Raw genomic sequence first — 21497 nt, 5'->3', positions numbered from 1 at the left:
ATTCATTTTTGATCTACATAGGTCCCACGAATGTAATTGGGTAGGAGAGATAAATAGTCGTAATTCTTATATTGCGTTTGTTTGAGATGTTCCAAACTATACTTTAGTATAGACGATAAGTTTAGATTTGTCGCTTCAATTTTTACAGCTGAACTGGGGTAAAAATTAGGAAAAGTTCCAGTGTAATACCAATTGTTAGGTGTAAACTGTTGCTTTTTTAGATCATCTATGATGACTTCTGGTGATTGGTCTTTTGTCTCTGAAAACTGATAACCATCAAAAAATTTAGTATAGAATTTTCCTTGTTTTCCATCCAAACAAAGGATTGAAGTATCACTCCCAGGAATTGGATTTATATTTTGGGATTTGATTCCAACTAGATAAAGTTCGGCACTATCAATTCCTATGGCAGGGATTTCCCATAATTGAGCTAAATTTCTTGCTGTACTAACTGTTATGCGAATTCCAGTAAAGGATCCAGGACCATTGGGAACAACGATTATATCTGGTTTTTTGATTTGAGATTTTTCCTGCGCTGTCTTAATCATTTCCACCAAGCGGTATGAAGCTTCCTTCGGGGAGGTTTCGACTAATTTAGATTTTAACTCTATGTTCGAATTGGTATCAGCGGTTCCGACTACAACATGAATCCATTCTTGTGTGGTATCAAAATATAATAAATTCAAACGAGATCCTCGTCAGACCATTCAATCGTATAAGACCGATTTTCTATCGAATCGGATTGAATGGTTAAAAAAATTCGATTTCCTTTTGGTAATATGGATTCTGCTTTTTGCCACCATTCAATGGCGGACACAGCTTCTTTCCCCCAGATTTCTTCGAATCCTAAATTCTCTAATTCTAATAATGATGTGATTCTATATAAATCAAAATGATACAAACGCATCTTATGTGAATCATAAATATTATACAAAGAAAAAGTTGGTGAATTAATCAAACTATCGGTTCCATATCTTGAAAACCATTCGCGAATGAAGGTTGTTTTACCTGCACCCATCTCTCCTGTGAATAAAAGGACAGGGTATTTGTTCACAGCTAAAAATTTTTCCACAATTTGGTCTAATGCTGTGAAAACAGGATCTAACTCAGTTTCTCTCAAAGAGAGAAAATTTGCCTTCATTGTTTAAAAAATTTCTCCACGTCAAAAGAATCAAATTGGTATGCTGTTCTACAAAATTCACATGTAATTTCAATTTTACCCATTTCATCAATGATAGAATTTGCTTCTTGTTCGCCGAGGGAAGCTATGATGTCGGCTACTTTGTGTCTGGAACAATCACATAAAAATTCCGGTATTTCTTTGCTAAGTACTTCTAGTGGAGATCCAATCTCTAATTCAAGTGTTTCTAACATTTTTTCAATTGTAAGTGTCCAAAAGGATTCTTTCACAATCAGTGAATTGAGTTTAGTTTGTAAAAAAACAAAACTTTCATTCGTTGCGTCAGGTAGAGCTTCAAAAAAAATTCCCTTAGCTGAAAAATCATTCCCTGGAAAATCAAAAGGCACTACCTCCATACCAACCATTGCTTTGATTTGTTCTGATTCAGTGAGGTATTTGATGAAATTAGCTTCGAATGTATCTTCTATTAAATTGGTATAAGACTGATAAGTATCTGATTCATAATCCCAACGGATCACTTTCATGATTCCTTGGCCTAAGATAAATTCATTTCGAATGTCACCATCTTCATGACTTGCAGAATAGGCAACGGATTTCATTTTGCCATATCGATCGCTATAGGCTAATGCCTGTTTATTGGATTCATCTTTCCATTGGATGCTGACTTTTTGTTGGTTCTTCGTCATTTCTGCAAGGAAAAGTGCGCCCATCATTGTTTTTGATAAAAAAACAGACATTTCCTTATTCAAGGAGTGAAGGAACATAGGTTCCTTGGCGGTTTCAGTCAGATTCACAATGGTAAATCGATAGTGATGAGTGTTTGAGATTCCTAAAATAACTTGGTCAGACATTATTTGATTGAAAGAGGTGTTTTCTGATTCAGTCTGTGTCACAAGATAGATTCTGCAATCGCAAAAAGGAAAAATATGATCTTTGGTACCTGTTATTACCCAGAACAATGGAACCCTGAGGACTGGGATGAAGACCTTAAAATAATGAAAGATATGGGTCTTTCTTCGGTTCGGCTGGCTGAATTTGCTTGGGCAATAATGGAACCGAAGGAAGGGAAATATGATTTTTCTCTTTTTGATGCAGTTTTAGAGAAAGTGCAAAGCCATGGAATGACAGCAATCCTTGGCACCCCTACCGCGACCTTTCCTCCATGGTTATACCAAAAATTTCCTGAGATTGTACAGGTTTCAAAAAACGGAATCATACGTGGGATTGGGACAAGGCGTCAGGCTTGTTTTTCATCACCTGCCTATAAAAAAGCAACAGAACGTATCGTCACAGCAATGGCAAAACACTTCGGGAACCACCCCGCAGTAGTAGGTTGGCAAATTGATAATGAACCAGGCCATGAAGGATCAGATGTTGATTATTCTCCTCTTGCAGAAAAAAATTTTAGAACTTGGTTAAAAACAAAATACAAAACTCTCGATTCGCTTAACAAACGTTGGGGGAATATTTTTTGGGGTGTGATCTATACAGATTGGAATCAAATTCCTTTACCAGGTGCACATGTGGCGAGTAATTTTAACCCTGCCATGATCCAAGATTATTACCGCTTCCAATCAGATGAATTGGTTTCCTACATTCATTTTCAGGCCGAGATAATCAGGAAATATAGCAAAGGAAAACCTCTCACTACCAATTTATACCCATCTCCCTTTTTACCTGTAACCGATATGTACGAAATGTTCAAAAAATTGGACTACGTCTCTTGGGACAACTATCCTGTTTGGGGGAACCAACAAGAACCATACCCACACCCACTTGTCACTGCTACGCAGCAATACTCTCGTGGGTTAAAAGACAAACCATACACTGTGATGGAACAATTTTCGGGTGTCCAAGGCCATGATACTTTAGGTTACCTTCCTCCTCCAGGCCAAATTGGCCTTTGGTTGACCCAAGCAATTGTGAATGGTGCCAACCAAATTTATTTTTTTCGGTATCGTACCGCTAGGTTTGGGCAAGAGCAACTTTGTTATGGAATCCTTGACCATGGTAAAAGAAAAACATCCAAATACTATGAACTTAAAAAAACGATAGAAGACATTAAAGAATTTGCTGAAGACATTGCTGATTCTCCATACCCTGCATCGGTTGCCATCCTACACGATATAGAAAATTCTAGAAATTACAAACACCAACCGTTGAGTGATGGCCTTCGATTTGCACCAGTTCCTTTTGCAGAAGTAGGTTATGACATTGAACTTGCGACTTGGTTTGCTGGGACAAATATTTTAAATGTGAATGCCCATTCTCTACCCATCAATGCAAATTACGATTGGTCGAAGTACAAAGTTCTTACTCTACCATTGTATACAATGTTTGATCCTGAAATCGTGGAGAAAGTAAAAACGTATGTAAGGAACGGGGGCACATTGGTACTTGGATACCGCGCAGGGATTAAAGACAAGGATCATTGGATGGTAGAAACACCAGTACCAGGTGTTTTTTCCGAGATGGCAGGAGTAGAAGTGTTCCAATTTGAAGCACCTGCAACGGATAAGGTGGGGATTCGTATGGGTTTATGGCCTCTCAAAGGTTCTAAGTTTTGTGAAATTTTAGAACCTACAACTGCGAAAGTAATCGCCCGTTATAGAGATAAAAAGAAATTCTATTCTGGAAAACCAGCGATCACAGTGAATTCTTTTGGAAAAGGAAAAGTCTATTATGTAGGTACGTCACTAACTCCTGAAAGTTTTGTTCTTCTGTATCGAAAAATTTTGAAAGCTGCAGACGTAACATTTAATTTACTTGGGTCAACCATCGAAAGGCATTTCCGAGTAGGAAAAAAGTTTGATTATGAAATTACCATGAATCACTCCAATCGATATAAATTAGCAGGTTTATCGGTGCTAAAGCCGTTTGGTTACAGAATCAAACGTATCAATAAATGAATTCCAATTTGAAAACCAAAAATGAAAATACAAGACTATAAATCTATCAACCGATTGTTGGGAGAGTTTTCTGCTAAAAATAAGGTAGGGGAGGTGTTTGTTGACAATTTACATTCTCCTTACATTCAATTTCCTGAACGATTTACAATTCAAGGCACATCTGTCACAGAACCAGAGTTTGGCGATATTAAAGATTTCGTTCATACCATAATTAAATTTTTACCAGAGGCTGTAGAAGGAACAGGTTTATTACCAGAACCGAGACCAAAACGAGAAACAGGAAAATTATTTTTTGTTAGGCCAATGTTATTTGGCCCCTACCGATTTTTATACATATTTTCAGTGGATATGTTGTACCTAGGTGGCGCAAAATCAGAAGAAATCAAACGACCCGGTTCTCAAAACATGACTCCTACAATTATCACGGATCGTCTCTACTTCCAAGTGAAAGTGATTCCTATTAAGTCGATCAAAGAAGAAGGAGACCATGTAATCGACTTTGAAGCGAAACGTTTCCAAGGGGGAGAGTTTCGTGTTGAATCCGAACGAGACGAAAACAAACCCATCCGAAAGTTTTCTGAAATTTTTGATGAAGTGGATTTTTCGGATATCGAAACAAAAATTAGAGAAGAACTTGGGATCACATCTGAGATTTGGAAATTGGGAAGGATTTACAGCCCCATCGGCATTGATTATCTGTCCTTATCGCTTCGGTTTTTAAATCCAAGTCTTCCCAAAACCATTTCTCATTTTAAAACATTCTATCAAATTTTAGAAAATACAAACCAGTCAATTCCGGAAGAAACTCTCAAATCATTTCATCACTATTTATCTTCTTTTGATGTGGAAAGAACTGTTTCTAAGTCTGGGAATATTTTATGGAAAGTGAATCAAAAATCAACCGATAATGGATAAGTAAGTAAATATGGGTATCTCTTCACCAACGATCAATTTTCCCGTCGATGAAACTATCAAACGCATCGAATATGTCAAAGCCAATGCCATGGGTATCATCCATGAAGCCAAAAAAATCCAAAGAGAAGTTTCAGCAATTCGGTCAGATACTGATGCAGATGAAAAGGATAGGATTGATGCCGCAGACGGTAAGTTAGGTGACATTCTAATACGTTTTTTACAAAAGTCCTTCCCCAAAGATGGAATCGTATGCGAAGACAAACCTCCTATCGATGGAGGTGAATTCAAATGGATTCTTGATCCGGTAGACGGATCGATGAATTTTGTACGAGGGTTGCCACTTTATGCCATTTCCTTTGGTTTGGAACATAGAGAAACTCCAGTAGGTGGGGTAGTCATCGTCCCACCGCAAGAATCGGTATATTCAGCCGTGATGGGAGAAGGGGCATTCAAAAATGGGGAACAGATTGTAACCTCGAGAGTATCAGAACTCAACCGCGCCATTTTTTCACCAAACCTTCCCACAAAACGAGCTCATATGATCCAAGAGATCATGGCAGACCTTTCTGGATTTTTGACTTATGCCCGATCCTTTCGGCGCACAGGATCTTTTGTTTTGGATTCCTGTTTCATTGCAGAAGGTGTGATGGATGCGATTTGGGAAAAAACCGTAAAACACTGGGATGTATCTGCTATTTCTGTGATTTTATCAGAGGCGGGTGGGAAATTAACTGACTTAAATGGAGTCCATTACTATACAGGACTTCCTGAGTTGGTGGCTTCCAATGGAGTTTTACACTCAGAAATTTTAAAATTATTGAAGACAGTTCGTTCTACCGTCAGTCGAAATTGATAGAGGGAATGATTAGAATCATTCTACTTTTTTAGTTTACGATTTGCTTTTGTGAATGAGACTAGAGACAAAATACAAATACACTTGAATCCATCAGGAGACCACAATGGAACATAAACTCCCAGAACTTCCTTATGCAAAGGATGCACTCGCTCCCCATATTTCTGCTGAAACATTAGAGTTTCACTATGGAAAACACCACCAAACTTACATTACAAATCTAAACAATCTCATCAAAGGGACTGAATTTGAAAGTGCAAGTTTAGAAGACATCGTGAAAAAATCTTCTGGCGGTATTTTCAATAATGCAGCTCAGGTTTGGAACCACACATTTTACTGGCATTCATTGTCTCCAAATGGTGGAGGGGCTCCAAAAGGAGCAGTGGCAGACCTCATCACAAAATCCTTTGGCTCGTTTGATGCTTTCAAAGAAAAATTTACACAATCTGCTGTAACAAACTTTGGATCCGGTTGGACATGGCTTGTGAAAAAAGGTGACGGATTAGAAATCGTGAACACAAGTAATGCTGGAAGTCCATTAAAAGATGGTTTGCAAGCACTACTCACAATTGATGTCTGGGAACATGCATACTACATTGATTTCCGTAATGCCCGTCCAAAATACGTAGAAGCATTCTGGAATTTAGTGAATTGGGATTTCGCAAATAAAAATCTCTAAAATCGGATTCTAATCTGAAAGAAGAAAAGGCAGGTTCCGGAATCCGGTCCTGCCTTTTTTATTTCTAAATTTGATTCGAAATGAATCTTGGTAACAAACATTGAGTACACTATGAGCCAATCACTTCCGAAAATCTCCATTCCTAAAAAACCCAATTACACTTCTTTAAATTTGCCAGAAGGGATCGAGTTTTGGGAACTTTTTCGAGTGATTGAAGAGAAGTATGAAAACTGTTTCCTTTTAGAATCTGCTGGAGACAACCAATATGATTCTCGTTATTCAGTGATTGGATTTGATCCCTCACATCTCATTACAGGTGAACCAGGTGTACTCGAAATTGATGGGAATCCTTTTAAAGTCGAAAATCCCTATTTTGCACTTCGACAAATTACAGATTATAATTCATTGAGCATTAGTTATGCGGGTGGACTGGTTGGATACTTGGGTTACCAAAGTATGCAGTTTTTTGAACCCAAATTGAAATTAAAGCCACATTCAGATTTCCCAGCGATGATTTTTGGGATGTACTTAGATGGCCTTATATATGACAAATTTACGGGGGAATTGATCTATTTTGATAATGGTACCAATCGTATAGATGTGATCAAAATAATCCTCGATTCGCTGAAAACTCCCATTTCAAAAAAACCAAAAGCAAAAGTGAAACTATTGCAAGAAGGACTATCGAAAGAAGTCCATAAACAAATGGTAGAAGAAGCTTTGGAAGAAGTGAAAGCAGGAAATACCTTCCAATGCCAAATCGGATTTGAAGAAACATATACTGTTGAAGGCAATCCACTTGCTATTTATGAAACTTTACGTGAAATTAATCCTTCGCCTCATATGTATTATGTGAAGTTTGGAACACGTGTAATACTAGGTGCAAGTCCAGAGCTACTTTTTCGTCTAAGACAAGGAGAAATGGAATCGTTTCCACTTGCTGGAACTACAAAACGTGGAAAGGATGCGAAGGAAGATACAACATTAGCTCGTAAACTTTTAACAGACCCTAAAGAAATCGCTGAACACAATATGCTCATCGACTTACATCGTAATGATGTAGGACGAGTCGCTAAGTTTGGAACGGTGAAAGTAAGGCGAAGATTCGATATCAAACGTTTTTCCCACGTGCAACACATCTCAAGCGAAGTGGTTGGGATTCTTTCTTCTAAAGAAGATATGTTTTCTGGGTTAGCTTCCTCTTTCCCTGCCGGTACACTTTCAGGTGCTCCTAAAATTGAATCGATGAAAATTATCGAGCGTATAGAGAAATCACCACGTGGACCTTACGGGGGAGCAGTTGGAAGTTTTGGATTAAATGGTGATTGTACCTTCGCCATACCCATCCGTAGTTTTTTTGTCCATGATGGAAAGGGATTTGTTCGGGCATCGGGAGGGATTGTATATGATTCGAAACCGGAAGACGAATATTTAGAGATCATCAATAAAATGGCATCGGTACGTAAGGCTTTGGAACTCCATAAAGATCCTTCGGATATCAAAGAAAAGGCGAAAGGTTAAGAATATGAAAGTTCTCATTTTAGATAATTACGATTCTTTCACTTATAATTTGTACCAAATCATTGGTGAGATTTTAGAAGAAAAGGAAACTCCCTTTCGATTAGATGTAATTCGAAATGATGAAAAATCATTTTTTGAAATCAAAGAAGCGAACTACGATAAGATTATCATATCTCCGGGTCCTGGGCATCCAGCAGATCCAGCCTATTTTGGAGTGAGCGCTGACATTCTTAAAGAGTTAGGGAAAACAACTCCAGTTTTAGGGATTTGTCTTGGGATGCAAGGGATGGCAACTGTGTTTGGCGGAGAAGTTGTGCGCGCAAAAGTGGCGATGCATGGTAAACTTTCTCCTATTGAACACGATGGAAAAGGAGTATTCTTTGGATTAACACAACAGATTGCAATTATGAGATACCATTCCCTTGTTGCAAAAGAAGATTCCTTACCAAATGAATTGGAAGTAACGGCTCGAGTATCAGCTGGTGAAGGGAAAGGGGAAATTATGGGTCTACGCCATAAAACTTTAAAAATCGAAGGAGTACAATTCCATCCGGAATCCTTTGGTTCCGAAGAAGGAAAGGAATTACTTCGCAATTTTATTTATAGGTAACTAAATCTTTCTATTCGATCGCAATGATATTGAGATGTGTAAAATGATAATCGCTTTCACATACACAAATTCAATCTAGATTTTATTTCAAATCACTTAACATTGCTTCTTCCCAAGAAGCAAAAAAATCAAAATCGTTACTTGCTTTTTGCGAATCATCATTACCAAATAAAGAGAATTTTTTACGTTTGATTTCATTATAAGTGGTAATGGTATTTATTTGACCATTTTTAGTTTTTTCAAATTTTGCATGGAGTTGGGATCCACCACGGCCTTGTGTGCCTTGGATCAGTAACGTAAAAAACTCATCGAAGTATTCATCCATATTTCCAGGAATCATGAAATTGACTAATCCTTGTGGGATCACATAAAAAAAGTTTCCGTTGATTTCTTTCTTACCGATTCGTAAGAAGTTTCCATGCAAAGTATCACTGTTCTTGTCAAAAATTGTTTTTAAGCGATATTCTAAATTATCAATTTTTAGAGTAATGCCAAAAGATCGAATTTCAATATCACCTAAAAAATGAATCTCTTTTGGATTCAGAAAATAATCCTTTGGAGGGTTTACTGGAAAATGGAATACTAAAGTTTTTCCTTGATTTGTAATTTTTAGTCGGTGGGTAGGATTTGTTTTATCCCAAATCATGATATTAAGTTTTGATTTTTCTAACCTTGAACCTGTTCGTTGGTAAAATCCAGGATATTTGGATTTCGTTGTATCATTAAGAGTGAATTCGAGAGTATGCCATTCTGCCGTTTCTGTGATATGACAATACATTACACTGCAAAGGAATTGCAGGTTCTTCGAATTAGATTTCAGATTTTGATATTCATTGTGATCATTGACTACTAATGCAAATTCATTCAGCCATTTAAAAAAATCTCTAGGTTGGTATCCATTTAGTTTGTGAATGATTTTGCGTTCGACAGCATAGATTTCCTTTTCATCCCATAATTTCGGTGAAAATGTAACATTGGCATAATAATCATAATTTTTAGATTCAACTTCATACCATCTCATGTTCCAATTTTGATTTTGATCCATTCTACCAGTGAGAGTCACCATTGGGAATCCATCTGAGTTTTTTAAAAATTGAGATTCGTTTTCCTCTGATAAAGAACCTGCAAGAGCCGATAAATGAAATTCGTTTTTTGCAGTGGCCTTAATTGATTTTTGTAAATGATCATACCCTGTCCAAAAGAGGTATTGATCTGAATTTTTATGAAGGCAATTTTGTGAACTTATGCTGATAAAGATAACAACAAAGAAAAAAATTAGGTTATATTTCTTTTTTAAGAATTTCATATACTTCTTGGATCAATGTTTCCTCTATTTGTGATTGGTAGGTGGAAGATAATAATTTTCCTGATTTGTTAAAAATTCGAATGTATACTTCGCCCTTTGATAAACCATTTGCCAAATGGCCTTTACGATCTAATAAAATATTTTCGTATTGTTTGTGTTTAGACTCTTCGATATAGTCTTCTACAATTTTGTTTGTTTCCTTTAGATCGAGGTATAACAAAAAATTGACCTTATGACTGTCTTTCCAAAGTAAATTTTGCATTTTCCAATAGAGTTTGCGGCCTTGTTTTCGGCAAATTTCAACATCTCGTAAATAACATCCCATAAGCACAATCGGTTTTCCTTTCACAGAAGAATCAGAATACGATTGCCCATATTGGTCCTTCATTTGAAATTGTGGTATGGAATCGGCTTTAACTGGAGCAAAGAAAGCTACTAGGAGGAAAAGGAATACATATCTTTGCACATGGAAATTATTGATCATCAATTCATTAACGGCAAGTTCAAAAATAACTTTTGTTCTGATTTTTCTTTTTTTAAACACTACATGCCATCATTTCCAACAAAAGATTAAATTAATCGATTCGAATGCCTCTATAGCTTTTTTTGAAGTAGGAGAAGAAGATTGGAAAGATTTATTTCCGAATCAACTGAGTCAAATTTCAATCAGTACGAATCATTTGGAAGAACTGCCTAAAGTTCTTGCTTCAATTCAATACAAACGTGGAGTACTAGCTTATGAAGATTGGGAACAATTAGTTCCTGAATCCTATTTATTAGAAATTGGAAAATTTGTTGAGAGGATTAAAGAAAACGATCAAAACCAAAAAAAGAAGGTTTACCTTTGTATATTCAAAATTGACGATCTGTTGGCTCCGAATGTTAAAATTTTAAAAACAAGTTTTTATATCATGGGAACAGAAAATGGTATTGTGATTTTATTCCAGGAAATCAATACTAATATCACTTTTCCTACGCAGTATTCTTTTGAAGATTGGGTAATATTCCAACCAATTCCAATCAAACCAATTTATAAACCAGAACTTTGGATTAAAAGCAAAGATTCATTAAGTTTGTACAAAGATAGTTCGCTCAGTAAAAATTCAGTATTTGGAAATGTAATTGTTTATAAAGATTCAAGTTTGATGCCGAATCCACCTATTTTTCGTTATCCGAAAGAAGATGACCAAATTTCAATTCCTCAAGATAGTTGGAAATCCGTCCCTGAGAAACTGAAGGCACTTGAAGAAATGAGAAAAAATCAGCTCATCACTGATGAGGAATACCAACAGAAAAAAACAGAACTACTGAAAGAATTTTAAATTCCATCTCCATGGATAAATTCTTGTAAAAACAAATCATCTTCTTGTGCATTTGAATTTGATTTTTCCATCAATTGTTGTTTTTCATATAGTTTGTTGATCAATTGTTGTTGTGTTTCGACTTTCTCTAATAAGACAGAAAAAACTTTTGCAATTGGATCTGGCATTTGGTTGTGGTCCAACATTTGCTCCATACTGTCAGATGTTCCATCACCAGCCTTTACAACTTTTCCAGGAATTCCAACAACGGTACATCCTGCCGGAACATTTCGCATAACAACGGATCCAGCTCCAACTCGCACATGGTCATCTACAGTGATATTTCCTAAAATTTTTGCACCTGCACCAATCACGACATTTTTCCCTATGGTTGGGTGTCGTTTTCCTGTTTCTTTCCCTGTTCCACCTAAGGTAACTCCTTGAAAAATCAAAGAACCGGTTCCCACGATCGCAGTTTCCCCGATAACAACTCCAGCGCCATGGTCGATAAAAACTCCAGGAGCAATTTTGGCTCCAGGATGGATGTCTATCCCAGTTAGAAATCGGCTAATGTAATTGAAAAGGCGTGGGATGATTGGCAACCTAAGCCGATATAGGAGGTGTGCCAATTTGTGTAACCACAAGGCATGTAATCCTGGGTAACATAGGATGATTTCCAAATACGATTTGGCTGCCGGGTCAAATTTTTTAATAATTTTTATATTTTCAAACATCGATTTGTTGGGAAACAGGATGATCTTTAGACAGTTCTAAGTTGCTCAAATGTACGTGGAACCATATTTTTAATCAGGGATTCTTCAATCGAGATTCTTCAAACCATTTCTTTGAGGATTCCGATCGATTTAGGAATTATGCCACGTAAATTCTTAAAAATGAGTAAACCTAATGTTTTGTATCCTATAACTGAACAGAACTTTCGGTTTGGAATCTAATTGATTGTTTTCCATAATTCTATTTAATGAATCATAAAATAATTTTCTAGGTTGTCCGACTTTGGAATCCAATAAAACCACTCATTTGCTATTGTTCGTTCTGACATTCCTTACACTTACCTATTCTGATATTTTTTTAAATCCAGAAGTCCCTCAAACATTGGAGAATTATAAACTCTATTTTTTTGCCAATTGGCCATATTCTGTTTCACTTTTATTCATCCTGCTTGCACACGAAATGGGTCATTATTTGCCAGCACGTTATTATCGAGTGAGCGCAAGTTTACCATACTTTATCCCCCTTCCCTTCGGACCAATTGGAACCATGGGGGCTGTCATCAAAATCAAAGACCAAATACCTAACAAGAAAGTTCTGTTTGATATTGGAGTTGGTGGTCCTGCAGCTAGTTTGTTTTTTTCCCTTCTTGCTTGGTTTGTTGGAATATCTTTGTCAAAAGTAGTAGAGATGCCGCAAGATTTTGACAAGTCTGGGTATCTAATCTTCGGAGATAGCTTATTCACATATTTGTCTTCGCAATGGATTCTTGGGCCAATTGATTTTGAAACAATGGAGATTCATGCACATCCATTGGCGAAGGCAGGTTGGGTAGGACTACTTATCACTGCTATCAATTTACTTCCCTTTGGTCAATTAGATGGAGGTCATGTCATTTATTCAATGTTTGGTGAATCATATCGCAAATGGATTCACATTTTGTTTGGAATGTTTTTAATATTGGCTTTAGTCCATTTCACTTGGTTGATCTGGGGATTTTTAGTGTATTATATCATTAAAGTAGAACATCCTTTCATCAAAGATGCCCTAAATGGTATAGGAAAAACTCGATTTATGTTTGGTGTTTTTATGTTAGTATCTTTCCTAATAATTTTTGTTCCAAAACCCATCATACTTGGATCCGAATATGATAATCCTTCTTTACTCGATGATATCATTCGTCTGATAGTAAAGACAGTGGGTATAAGTGAATGAAACGTATTTGGATCTTGTTACTGATATTTTCTTTTCCAATTTTTTCACAGGAAAGTAAGGAATATAAACTTTCTGACAAAGCATACGGGCTTGCTTGGGATGGAGTAAATTTTTGGTACATCGATACAAATCGTCGAGCAATAGTCAAAATCAATGAAATTGGAGAACAAGAAATTTATAACCTTGGATTAGCAAATTTAAGGGGGATTAGTTTTGATTCACGTGAAGGAAAAATATTGGTAGTTGCACCAAAACAAATTCTAAAACTAGATCCAAATTCAGGTGGAATCACAGATAAAATATCCATTCCATTAGCGAATGTTGCAGGTATTGCAAGTGTTGGTAATTATTATTATATTTTAGATTTAGATTCTGGTAAAGTCCAGATTTATGATCAATCCACCTCACTTTTGATTGGTGGATTTTTTACAGATCGTACAAGACCACGTGATATTTGTTATGGAAGGGATTCACTATGGATATCCGATTCTGCTGACAATAGTATTTATCGTTATGACACAAAAACCGGAAAAATCACAGGTTCGATCAAAACGAATTTACGATCGGTAAGAGGAGTGCTTCTAAGTGGTTCAAAACTTTGGGTAGTAGACCGCGAAAATAAAGAAATTAGAAACATTCCCTTCATCGAAACCGAACGTTTCATAGCATCGGGAGAAGAAGAATTCAATTTAGAAGTAACATTGAAGTTTAAATTGGATTCTGTTTCTTTGTCAAAAGCTCAAATTGCCATTTTGCACCCACCATCGAATGAACAACAAAGAATTCGTGGAGTCAAATTTACTGACCAATCGTATTCTCCTACCTTTATCCAAAGAAACCGAGTTCATTTAAAAAAATTATCAATTGAAGACTTACCTGGTGAACAAGTTGTAAAGTATAAGTTTTCATCAAAAAATCAATTTATCAAATACTATGTAACCGATGATTATTTAGATAAAGAAGCATCCTATCCTGGAGATGTAATTCCGTTTTATGAAAAACCGCAAGAGGACATTAAATTATCAACGCGAGATTATTTGGATTTGATTTACCAAGCTCGTCAAACTAGTATTAGTTTGAACGAATTTAAAGAAAAGATGAAACAAAGTGGAGTTCCCGTACAATCATTTCGAATGATTCGATTTGATAAAGGAAAACCAAAATCAATTCAAGATTCATTATCTGTATTTTTATTGGGTTATGGCTGGATACCAATTGCAGATTTGGGATTAGGAAGTAATACAGACAAACGTTATTTTGAAAAGAAAGAAACTGATTTAATATTGTACCAAAGTTTGAGCCTTAAAAATTCTATTTCACCAGTTTACTTTCGTAAAGATACAAATTCTGAATGGGAGAACTTGCCTGCTGAAATTACTTACAAAATTAAGTAAATTCTATTTAGTATTTCTTTTCTCTTGTTCGGTTTACCAACCTACCTTTCCTTTTTTTTCAAAAGGAAAGGATCATTCAAAAGAAATCAAATTCAAAGAATTAGTGGAAACAACTTGGATTCAATTTCCCAAGATTGGATTGTACTGTGAAAAAGAAATATCGTATCATAAAATATTTTGTAAAATACAAACAGTTATTAGCTTAAATAAACTTTCTGATATCCTTGGAATTAATATATTCCTTTCAGGCCCACATTCAAAATATTATCTTGAAAGAAATGACCCAACGAACTTCGGTCATTACAATCCTGAATTTCCACAAAAACTTAGAGATTACTTGTTACCTGCAAAACATAATCCAAAATTCTTACAACTCACTAAACCAATTTATGAAAATTGGATCAAACAGACAGCAAGGGATTTTTTTATTATTTATCAAAAATTAGATTCTAATTCAAAATTTTTTAGAAAGGAAGCAGATCGTTATTTGATGTTAGTAGAAGAATCTAGATTAGATCCTTATTATTTTGATAGATTTATATTATTTTTGTACCCTGCTTTTACAGATAATGAAGACCCTGAGGAAGCTGCTAAGTTTTCTACATTTCCAGGGGATGAAGTGATGGATGCACAAATTGTGAAAGAATTAGTAGGTTTTTGGATTCGAAGAAAGGCAGATGGAACTGATTCTGAATTTATTCTGGGTCTTGTAGATTTACTCCAACTATATGATTCGGAATTTTATGAATTCCGAACCAATCCTAGTCGTGAACCGAACAAACAAAAATTTTAGGAAAGTAAAGCTTTTACTGCATCGATCACATCTTTTTCGTCAGTTGTCGTCATTCCGGCAAAAAGTGGAAGGGAAACAGATTTATCATACATCTGACATGCGTTAGGATAATCTTTCCTTTGAAATCCATAGGTTTTTTTATAGTATGGATGTTCAAAAATGGGTATAAAGTGTAAACTAGTTCCGATGTTTAGTTCCTTTAATTCTTCAACTAAAGTATCACGACCAATTTTTGCAATTTTTGGATCGATTTCGATGCGATACAAATGCCAACTATGGATTCCATTCTCATCTTCTTTTGGAAGTTTCACTCCCTTTAATTGTGCAAACTCCGTATTATAATGTTTGGCGATATCAGTTCTGCGTTCCCAAAATCCATGTGATTCCTTCAATTGAATAACACCTAGAGCTGCAGAAATATCGGTCATGTTGTATTTGTATCCAGCATCAACTACTTCATAGTACCAACCAGGTCGATTAAACGCATCACGGTTGATTCCATGTAGTCGCATCCTACGGATTCGTTCAGCGGCTTCTTTATGAGGAGTTGTGATCATCCCACCTTCCCCTGTTGTAATGCCTTTCGTTGCGTAAAAACTAAATACGGTAAAATCTCCCCAAGTACCAATCATTTTGTTTTTATGAACGGCAGGGAAAGCATGGGCCGCGTCTTCGATGACAGATAAATTGTATTTTTTAGCAATGGCTAAGATGTTTTCCATATCACAGGTGTAACCTGCTAGGTGGACGGGTAGTATTGCTTTGATATGTTTTCCCGTTTTTTTACTAATGAGTTCTTTCCCATTCCATTTGCACTTTGTATTGATTGTTGCTTCTAACGTTTCAGGTGTCATCAGGTTATGAATCGAATCGACATCCGTCAAAATCGGCTCAGCTCCAAAGTAACAAATCACTTCGGCAGTGGCAGTAAAAGTGATAGAACTAGTAATGGCTGCATCATTGGATGTGAGCCCAATGGCTTCCAGGGCTAAATGAAGGCCTGCGGTTGCGGAATTAACTGCGATGGTTTCTTTGCTACCGACAAAGTCACCGAATTCCATCTCGAATTGTTTTACTTTTGGTCCGGAGGTAACCCATCCTGATCGGAGAACCTGGGCCACTTCTTCAATTGCATCTTCTGAAATGGAAGGAAGAGCAAACGGTAGAAAGGTTTTACGAGATGTAAGCATATTCATTTATACGACATAATTCGGAAAAAATTTCCAGTCTTTTCCGCTCCCAAACTTCCTATCGACGGGAAATTTCAAAGCTAAATAGGGATTTTCACCCAATGTTTAAAAATCTACTTGTAGGCACTTACCAAATTCGGCATTCTTTCCTGGAACATGGAAGTTCCTTTTTCTGAAATCCTAAGCCGCATTGCTGTCATTGACCGAGACATTGCTGAGCTCAATCGACTCAAAAGCCGATTGCCAGCTGACAGACCGTATTCGCCAACCATCCAACTTACATTTGATAAACAGATTAACACACTCTTAAACGAAAGAGTGTCACTCATGGAATTACCCATTCTCCATCCTCCACTTTGGCTTTTGCCAAAAGAAGGACCAGAGGGGATGGAACAGATATCTCTTCTCAAAGAAAGCAAGTCACTCCTTGCGGGAGATCTTTCGGTAGCACATCCAAATGAACAAGATGTTATCAATTTTATTCGAGAGATTCCAAAAACAGAAGTCCATTTGCACTTAGAAGCATGTGTGAATAAAGAAACACTTAAGTTCTTATATAAAAAGAATGGCATCGAAGTCACAGACCAAGAATTCGAAGATAAATATAATTTTAAAGATTTGAATGGCTTCATCCAAGTATTCTTTTTCGTCCAAGGTTCGGTCAAAGAAGCTTCTGATTTAGGATACTTCATTGATAGTTTAGCTGATTATTTACGTTCCAATAATATAGTGTATTGTGAAGCTTTCTTTGCACCATCAAAGTTCATTCAAAACGGATTGGATTTTGATGAAATGGTTGAAGTCATGGTGAATCGAATTCGCCAAATCGAAGTGAAAGATGGAATTTCGATTCGATTACTGGTTGATGTATCAAGATCCTTTGGTCCTGAAAATGCAATGAATAACCTAAAGCGGGTGTTAGGTTTAAAACATAAAGAAGTCATTGGAATTGGACTTGGTGGGGCTGAACTTATGGGTCCCGCAAAAGATTATGCGGAAGTTTTTAAAATTGCTCGTGAATCTGGATTACGATGTGTTGCTCACTCCGGTGAAGATGATGGTCCTTGGGCGATATGGGATGCAGTTAACTTATGTAAAGCGGAAAGGATTGGTCATGGAACATCTGCCATCCAAGACCCAGAACTTGTTCGATACATGAAAGAAAACAAAATTCCAATTGAAATCTGTGTAACATCAAATGTATTTACTGGAAAATATGTAAGAAAAGAACAAAATCATCCTGTTCGATATTATTATGACCAAGGATTGATGCTTTGTATCAACACCGATGATCCCGATATTTTTAATGTAAATTTAACTTATGAATATTTTAAGTTATATCGCTTTTTAGATTTTTCTATTGAAGAGCTGATTGATTTGGTAAGGCAAGGAGTTTTATGTACTTTTCATCCAGAAAAGGAATCTCTTTGGAAATTAATGGAAGAAAAAATAGATCAAATCAAGGTGAAATACAATTTAATTACTGAAAAACAAGCTTTAACTGTTTGAGTCGTTACATTAACTTTTAGTTATTTTAGCATGTTGTTGCAAGTGTTTAAAAATTCATTCATTTGGATTCTATTCCTTTTTGGCTTCTCTTTATATTCACAAGTTGTCCAGGAAGAAAAAATTGAAAACAAACCAACTAACTCTGTTCTCGATTCCAAATATAAAAGAAAAATAATCAGTGTATTTAATGAACCATCTGGTGCGCGTTATTTTTCAATCAATCCAGGTGTACAATTCATAAGTTCTTCGGTTGATATTGTTGGACCAAACGGAAAAGCAGTGATGGCGGAAGAAACAAACAGTGCATCTCGAAATACAAAATTGATGTACGATTTAAAAACAAAGGATTGGCAAATTGGAGAATATTGGGGTGTTTTTGTATTAAATCGAAATGTCTCATTTTTGAATACGAGGCAAATTATTTCCGTTACACCAACGGTTGAAAATCAAAATGGAAAGGAAAATGTAGATTTGCAAACAGAAGTAAAAGGAACTTATTCCATGTTACTTCCTGTTTTATATTTAGGAAAGGGTGGAAATGATAATTTTCGGATTGGAATGGGGTTCGGTGTAGGATCTGTCAATTTACAAGGGACAGCAGATTTTAATGATGGAATTGGATTATTCACCAATGCAGTAATCTTTAATTCAGGAAATACCCTCGACAATAAAATTGATAATCTCGGTAGATATTCACTGTTAACAACGGGTAATATTGATGGAGATCCATACAAAGCTTATTTATTATCCAATTTATCCGCTGGAAACAATTTAGAATTATTGGGAGCCTATTCTTTGTTAACTGGGAAAAGTTCGGGTTCCATAGAACCTATTAGTTATTTAATGTTTGCTGCGGCCGCAAATGGTCAGTTAAATCCTTTAGAAATTTATGCTCTTTCTACATTGAGTAGAGGTAAAGTAGACTCACGAACAAACTATGCAAAAAGTTATTATTTCTTTTATGAATTACCATTAGGACCTGTTACATGGAGACTAGGTTTTGGAGGACCGTTTTATACACAAAATAATTATACAATCGATATTTCTGGATTTGAAATGTCTTTGTACACTCCAATCGAAATTTAATCCAATCAACCCAAGAGTTGATTGGTTGATTCTTACTAATTTCGAATCGCTTCTTTTAATGATGCAATATCAATTTTTCTCATCTTTAACATTGCCTGAGTTGCCTTTTCTCGTTTAATTGGATCTTTATGGGAAATAAGTTCTAATAATATATTGGGAGTAATTTGCCATACCATACCAAATTTGTCTTCTACCCAACCACACATAAGTTCTTTCCCACCTGCGGATAGAGCATTCCAATAATGATCAACTTCTTTTTGTGTTTCGACATGGATCATAAAAGAAACACCCCAAGAGAATTTAAATTCGGGACCTCCGTTATAAGCAGAAAACTTTTGTCCATTCAGAACAAACTCAGCTTGCATAGGATTAACAGATAAAACTTTAGATTGTTTGAAGATACCTGAATAAAATTTGGTCACTTCTTCGAGGTTGGCATTGAACATCAAAAAAGGTGTGATGGGTTGCGAATTTTTCGTTTGAGATGAAACTTTGGTGATCGACGATTTTTTTTTCGCGATTGTTTTCTTTTTCTTCTTGGGTGCTGCCATATTTTTTCCTCAATATTTTAAATTTATTATCGATTGATTTTGTTTAAGCAAATTGAATTTAGAATTATCTTATATATCGGTTATTTTCCTAAGAGTAGGAGTGCACCAAGAAACTCACTTGTAATCCATTCTTCTTGAATTTTGTTCCCTTGGAATTTCGAGACAATCATTTCTTCCCATTTGATAGACTTCCCTTTATTTAGTTTATTACTTTTGTTTGGTTTGATTTTTCCTTTAATGGTTCGTTTCCATACTATCATTTGTGGATCTTCATAAATAAATTCTAGTTTGGTGATCTTTAAATCAGATAAAAATTGGTTTAAGTTTTTGATCCATTTGCTTACAATTTTAATTCCGGTGTAAGTTTTTTTTGAGGTATGTGCGATGTAATCTGATGCAAACACGTCAGGGATTGCTGTTGTTTTGGGATTGGTAAAAAGTTCCTTTAAAATCAATTCAATACTATCTCTATGATTCATTTTTAATTGCCTTAAAATTATTTATAATTTTTTCTTCATACAAATTGCAGAATCGGGAAAAATCAAACGGTATTGTGTTGTACTTTTAATTAAAGTTCCAAGTTTTGCGAGTAAGAAGTTTTGTAACGAACGATGCGTAAGGTCTTCATATGGAAGATGATTATCTTTTAACAAACAAATTATGATAGGAAGTTCGTCTTCATTTGCAAATTGGAAAATTACTTGTTCGATATGAAACATTTGATACAAAAATTGATCCTCATGTACAATTCGTACAAATTCAAACAACTCAAGTATATGATTGAAAATAATTTGGAAATCAGAAAATCATAGAAGATTGGAAAAATCGAACCGATCAACTTGAAATTAGATTGACAATAAATGGTTTAATATTAAACTAATAATAAAAGGGGCTAAACAGAGAAATCTGTTAGAAACCAGATGAGCGAAACAAAGTTTACAGCCATAAATAATGAAATAAGTGACCCAAACATCTATCCGTCCTTGTTTTTAGGGCATGGAAGTCCTATGAATGCCATTGAAGAAAATGAATTTGTGGAAGGACTACGTGGTTTATCAAGTTCCATCCCAAAACCTAAGGCAATTTTAGTGATTTCGGCACATTGGCTAACGGATGGTACTTTTGTCACAGCTATGGAACGGCCTCCAACGATACATGATTTTGGTGGGTTTCCAAAAGCATTGTTTGATGTGGAATACCCTGCACCTGGTGACCCAATGTTAGCAAAACAGGTCCAATATTTGGTCAAAACACAAACTGTGAAATTAGATTATGAATGGGGACTAGATCATGGGACCTGGAGTGTAATCAAACACATTTACCCTAAGGCAGATGTTCCGATTGTCCAGTTGAGTATGGATAATAAAAATTCTCCGGAACAACATTTTTTATTAGCGAAAGAATTAGTACCTTTGCGTTCTCAAGGAATCCTCATTATTGCAAGTGGTAATATTGTACATAACTTACGTATGGTGGCTTGGGATCGATTAAATGAGGTTTATGGTTTTGATTGGGCAATCGAAGTAAATCAAAAAGTAAAGGATTGGATTACCACGAAGGATATAGAGTCTTTATTGTCGATTCGTTCAAAAGGAAAAGAATTTGAATGGGCGATTCCTACAACCGAACATTATTTTCCGCTTTTGTATACAGTTGGGACACGATTAGAATCTGATTCAGTATCTTTTTTCAATGACAAACCAGTTGCAGGAGCATTAACCATGACATCCTTTCGTTTTGATTCGTCTTTGTATCAAACACAAATTGCTAATAATAATTAATCACATAGGTTTGA

23 protein-coding genes are annotated in these 21497 nt (G+C 35.8%); 13 read left to right on the top strand and 10 right to left on the bottom strand.

Annotated elements, in window-relative coordinates:
* Positions 1-2: 2 nt before the first annotated feature.
* Genes tsaB through hslO form a run of 3 tightly spaced genes read right to left on the bottom strand, consistent with a single transcriptional unit; the run spans position 3 to position 1992 of the window.
* Positions 3-686, bottom strand: a complete 684-nt coding sequence (tsaB, locus tag EHQ43_RS02860) for a tRNA (adenosine(37)-N6)-threonylcarbamoyltransferase complex dimerization subunit type 1 TsaB (RefSeq protein WP_135770095.1) — start codon at positions 684-686, stop codon at positions 3-5.
* The gene (tsaE, locus tag EHQ43_RS02855; RefSeq protein WP_135770094.1) at positions 683-1141 is read right to left on the bottom strand and encodes a tRNA (adenosine(37)-N6)-threonylcarbamoyltransferase complex ATPase subunit type 1 TsaE; all 459 of its coding nucleotides are present in this window, start codon (positions 1139-1141) and stop codon (positions 683-685) included. The genes tsaB and tsaE overlap by 4 nt, the downstream gene beginning before the upstream one ends.
* On the bottom strand, positions 1138-1992 hold the full coding sequence (gene hslO / locus EHQ43_RS02850; protein ID WP_135740474.1) for an Hsp33 family molecular chaperone HslO: 855 nt from the start codon (positions 1990-1992) through the stop codon (positions 1138-1140). Before hslO ends, tsaE begins: the two co-directional genes overlap by 4 nt.
* Before the next feature lie 75 nt (positions 1993-2067).
* Between hslO and EHQ43_RS02845 the strand changes: the two genes are divergently transcribed.
* The 6 genes from EHQ43_RS02845 (at position 2068) to EHQ43_RS02820 (ending at position 8628) form a co-directional block, all read left to right on the top strand.
* Positions 2068-4050, top strand: a complete 1983-nt coding sequence (locus EHQ43_RS02845) for a beta-galactosidase (RefSeq protein WP_135770093.1) — start codon at positions 2068-2070, stop codon at positions 4048-4050.
* A 21-nt stretch (positions 4051-4071) separates the two neighbouring features.
* Entirely contained in the window at positions 4072-4965 is an 894-nt protein-coding gene (locus EHQ43_RS02840; protein WP_135740221.1) for an LIC_10030 family protein, read from the top strand.
* Positions 4966-4975: 10 nt separating this feature from the next.
* Complete coding sequence (locus EHQ43_RS02835) at positions 4976-5818, top strand: inositol monophosphatase family protein (RefSeq protein WP_135740222.1); 843 nt, start codon at positions 4976-4978, stop codon at positions 5816-5818.
* 106 nt (positions 5819-5924) lie between these two features.
* Positions 5925-6497, top strand: a complete 573-nt coding sequence (locus tag EHQ43_RS02830) for a superoxide dismutase (RefSeq protein ID WP_135740223.1) — start codon at positions 5925-5927, stop codon at positions 6495-6497.
* Between the two features lie 111 nt (positions 6498-6608).
* Positions 6609-8018 (top strand): anthranilate synthase component I family protein, encoded by a 1410-nt coding sequence (locus EHQ43_RS02825; RefSeq protein WP_135753902.1) that lies wholly within the window; start codon positions 6609-6611, stop codon positions 8016-8018.
* A 4-nt stretch (positions 8019-8022) separates the two neighbouring features.
* Positions 8023-8628 carry an anthranilate synthase component II gene (locus EHQ43_RS02820; protein WP_135753901.1) on the top strand — a complete coding sequence of 202 codons (606 nt, stop codon included), beginning with the start codon at positions 8023-8025 and terminating at the stop codon, positions 8626-8628.
* An 82-nt stretch (positions 8629-8710) separates the two neighbouring features.
* Here the strand turns inward: EHQ43_RS02820 and EHQ43_RS02815 are convergent, their stop codons facing one another.
* Entirely contained in the window at positions 8711-9934 is a 1224-nt protein-coding gene (locus tag EHQ43_RS02815) for an LIC10025 family lipoprotein (RefSeq protein ID WP_135770092.1), read from the bottom strand.
* On the bottom strand, positions 9909-10418 hold the full coding sequence (locus tag EHQ43_RS02810; RefSeq protein ID WP_244242615.1) for a TlpA family protein disulfide reductase: 510 nt from the start codon (positions 10416-10418) through the stop codon (positions 9909-9911). The genes EHQ43_RS02815 and EHQ43_RS02810 overlap by 26 nt, the downstream gene beginning before the upstream one ends.
* On the opposite strand from EHQ43_RS02810, the gene EHQ43_RS02805 reads away from it, so the two are divergent.
* A complete protein-coding gene (locus tag EHQ43_RS02805) occupies positions 10411-11256 on the top strand; it encodes an SHOCT domain-containing protein (protein ID WP_244242614.1) in 846 nt (281 codons plus the stop codon). The genes EHQ43_RS02810 and EHQ43_RS02805 overlap by 8 nt on opposite strands.
* Here the strand turns inward: EHQ43_RS02805 and cysE are convergent.
* A complete protein-coding gene (gene cysE / locus EHQ43_RS02800) occupies positions 11253-11969 on the bottom strand; it encodes a serine O-acetyltransferase (RefSeq protein WP_135753898.1) in 717 nt (238 codons plus the stop codon). The genes EHQ43_RS02805 and cysE overlap by 4 nt on opposite strands.
* Before the next feature lie 280 nt (positions 11970-12249).
* Here cysE and EHQ43_RS02795 point away from each other — a divergent pair, with 280 nt between their 5' ends.
* From EHQ43_RS02795 to EHQ43_RS02785, 3 genes are all read left to right on the top strand, one after another.
* The gene (locus tag EHQ43_RS02795) at positions 12250-13179 is read left to right on the top strand and encodes a site-2 protease family protein (RefSeq protein ID WP_135740229.1); all 930 of its coding nucleotides are present in this window, start codon (positions 12250-12252) and stop codon (positions 13177-13179) included.
* Complete coding sequence (locus EHQ43_RS02790) at positions 13176-14573, top strand: NHL repeat-containing protein (protein WP_135740230.1); 1398 nt, start codon at positions 13176-13178, stop codon at positions 14571-14573. The genes EHQ43_RS02795 and EHQ43_RS02790 overlap by 4 nt, the downstream gene beginning before the upstream one ends.
* Before the next feature lie 103 nt (positions 14574-14676).
* The gene (locus EHQ43_RS02785) at positions 14677-15366 is read left to right on the top strand and encodes a hypothetical protein (protein ID WP_244242613.1); all 690 of its coding nucleotides are present in this window, start codon (positions 14677-14679) and stop codon (positions 15364-15366) included.
* On the opposite strand, the gene EHQ43_RS02780 is transcribed toward EHQ43_RS02785, so the two are convergent.
* Entirely contained in the window at positions 15363-16556 is a 1194-nt protein-coding gene (locus EHQ43_RS02780) for a DegT/DnrJ/EryC1/StrS family aminotransferase (protein WP_135740232.1), read from the bottom strand. The two genes, EHQ43_RS02785 and EHQ43_RS02780, sit on opposite strands and share 4 nt — an antisense overlap.
* Positions 16557-16712: 156 nt before the next feature.
* Here EHQ43_RS02780 and add point away from each other — a divergent pair, with 156 nt between their 5' ends.
* Complete coding sequence (add, locus tag EHQ43_RS02775; protein WP_135770090.1) at positions 16713-18065, top strand: adenosine deaminase; 1353 nt, start codon at positions 16713-16715, stop codon at positions 18063-18065.
* A gap of 42 nt (positions 18066-18107) precedes the next feature.
* Complete coding sequence (locus tag EHQ43_RS02770) at positions 18108-19151, top strand: hypothetical protein (protein WP_244242612.1); 1044 nt, start codon at positions 18108-18110, stop codon at positions 19149-19151.
* Between the two features lie 35 nt (positions 19152-19186).
* Here EHQ43_RS02770 and EHQ43_RS02765 read toward each other — a convergent pair whose 3' ends face one another.
* From EHQ43_RS02765 to EHQ43_RS02755, 3 genes are all read right to left on the bottom strand, one after another.
* The gene (locus EHQ43_RS02765; protein ID WP_135770089.1) at positions 19187-19702 is read right to left on the bottom strand and encodes a VOC family protein; all 516 of its coding nucleotides are present in this window, start codon (positions 19700-19702) and stop codon (positions 19187-19189) included.
* A gap of 80 nt (positions 19703-19782) precedes the next feature.
* Entirely contained in the window at positions 19783-20181 is a 399-nt protein-coding gene (locus EHQ43_RS02760) for an ester cyclase (protein ID WP_135770088.1), read from the bottom strand.
* A 21-nt stretch (positions 20182-20202) separates the two neighbouring features.
* On the bottom strand, positions 20203-20421 hold the full coding sequence (locus EHQ43_RS02755; protein ID WP_135770087.1) for a hypothetical protein: 219 nt from the start codon (positions 20419-20421) through the stop codon (positions 20203-20205).
* A gap of 201 nt (positions 20422-20622) precedes the next feature.
* Here EHQ43_RS02755 and ygiD point away from each other — a divergent pair, with 201 nt between their 5' ends.
* Positions 20623-21483 (top strand): 4,5-DOPA-extradiol-dioxygenase, encoded by an 861-nt coding sequence (gene ygiD / locus EHQ43_RS02750; RefSeq protein ID WP_135770086.1) that lies wholly within the window; start codon positions 20623-20625, stop codon positions 21481-21483.
* Positions 21484-21497 lie beyond the last annotated feature (14 nt).

Origin of the sequence: Leptospira bouyouniensis, assembly GCF_004769525.1 — a bacterium.
Taxonomy (GTDB): Bacteria; Spirochaetota; Leptospiria; order Leptospirales; family Leptospiraceae; genus Leptospira_A; species Leptospira_A bouyouniensis.
This window is presented reverse-complemented; position numbering and strand designations above follow the sequence as displayed.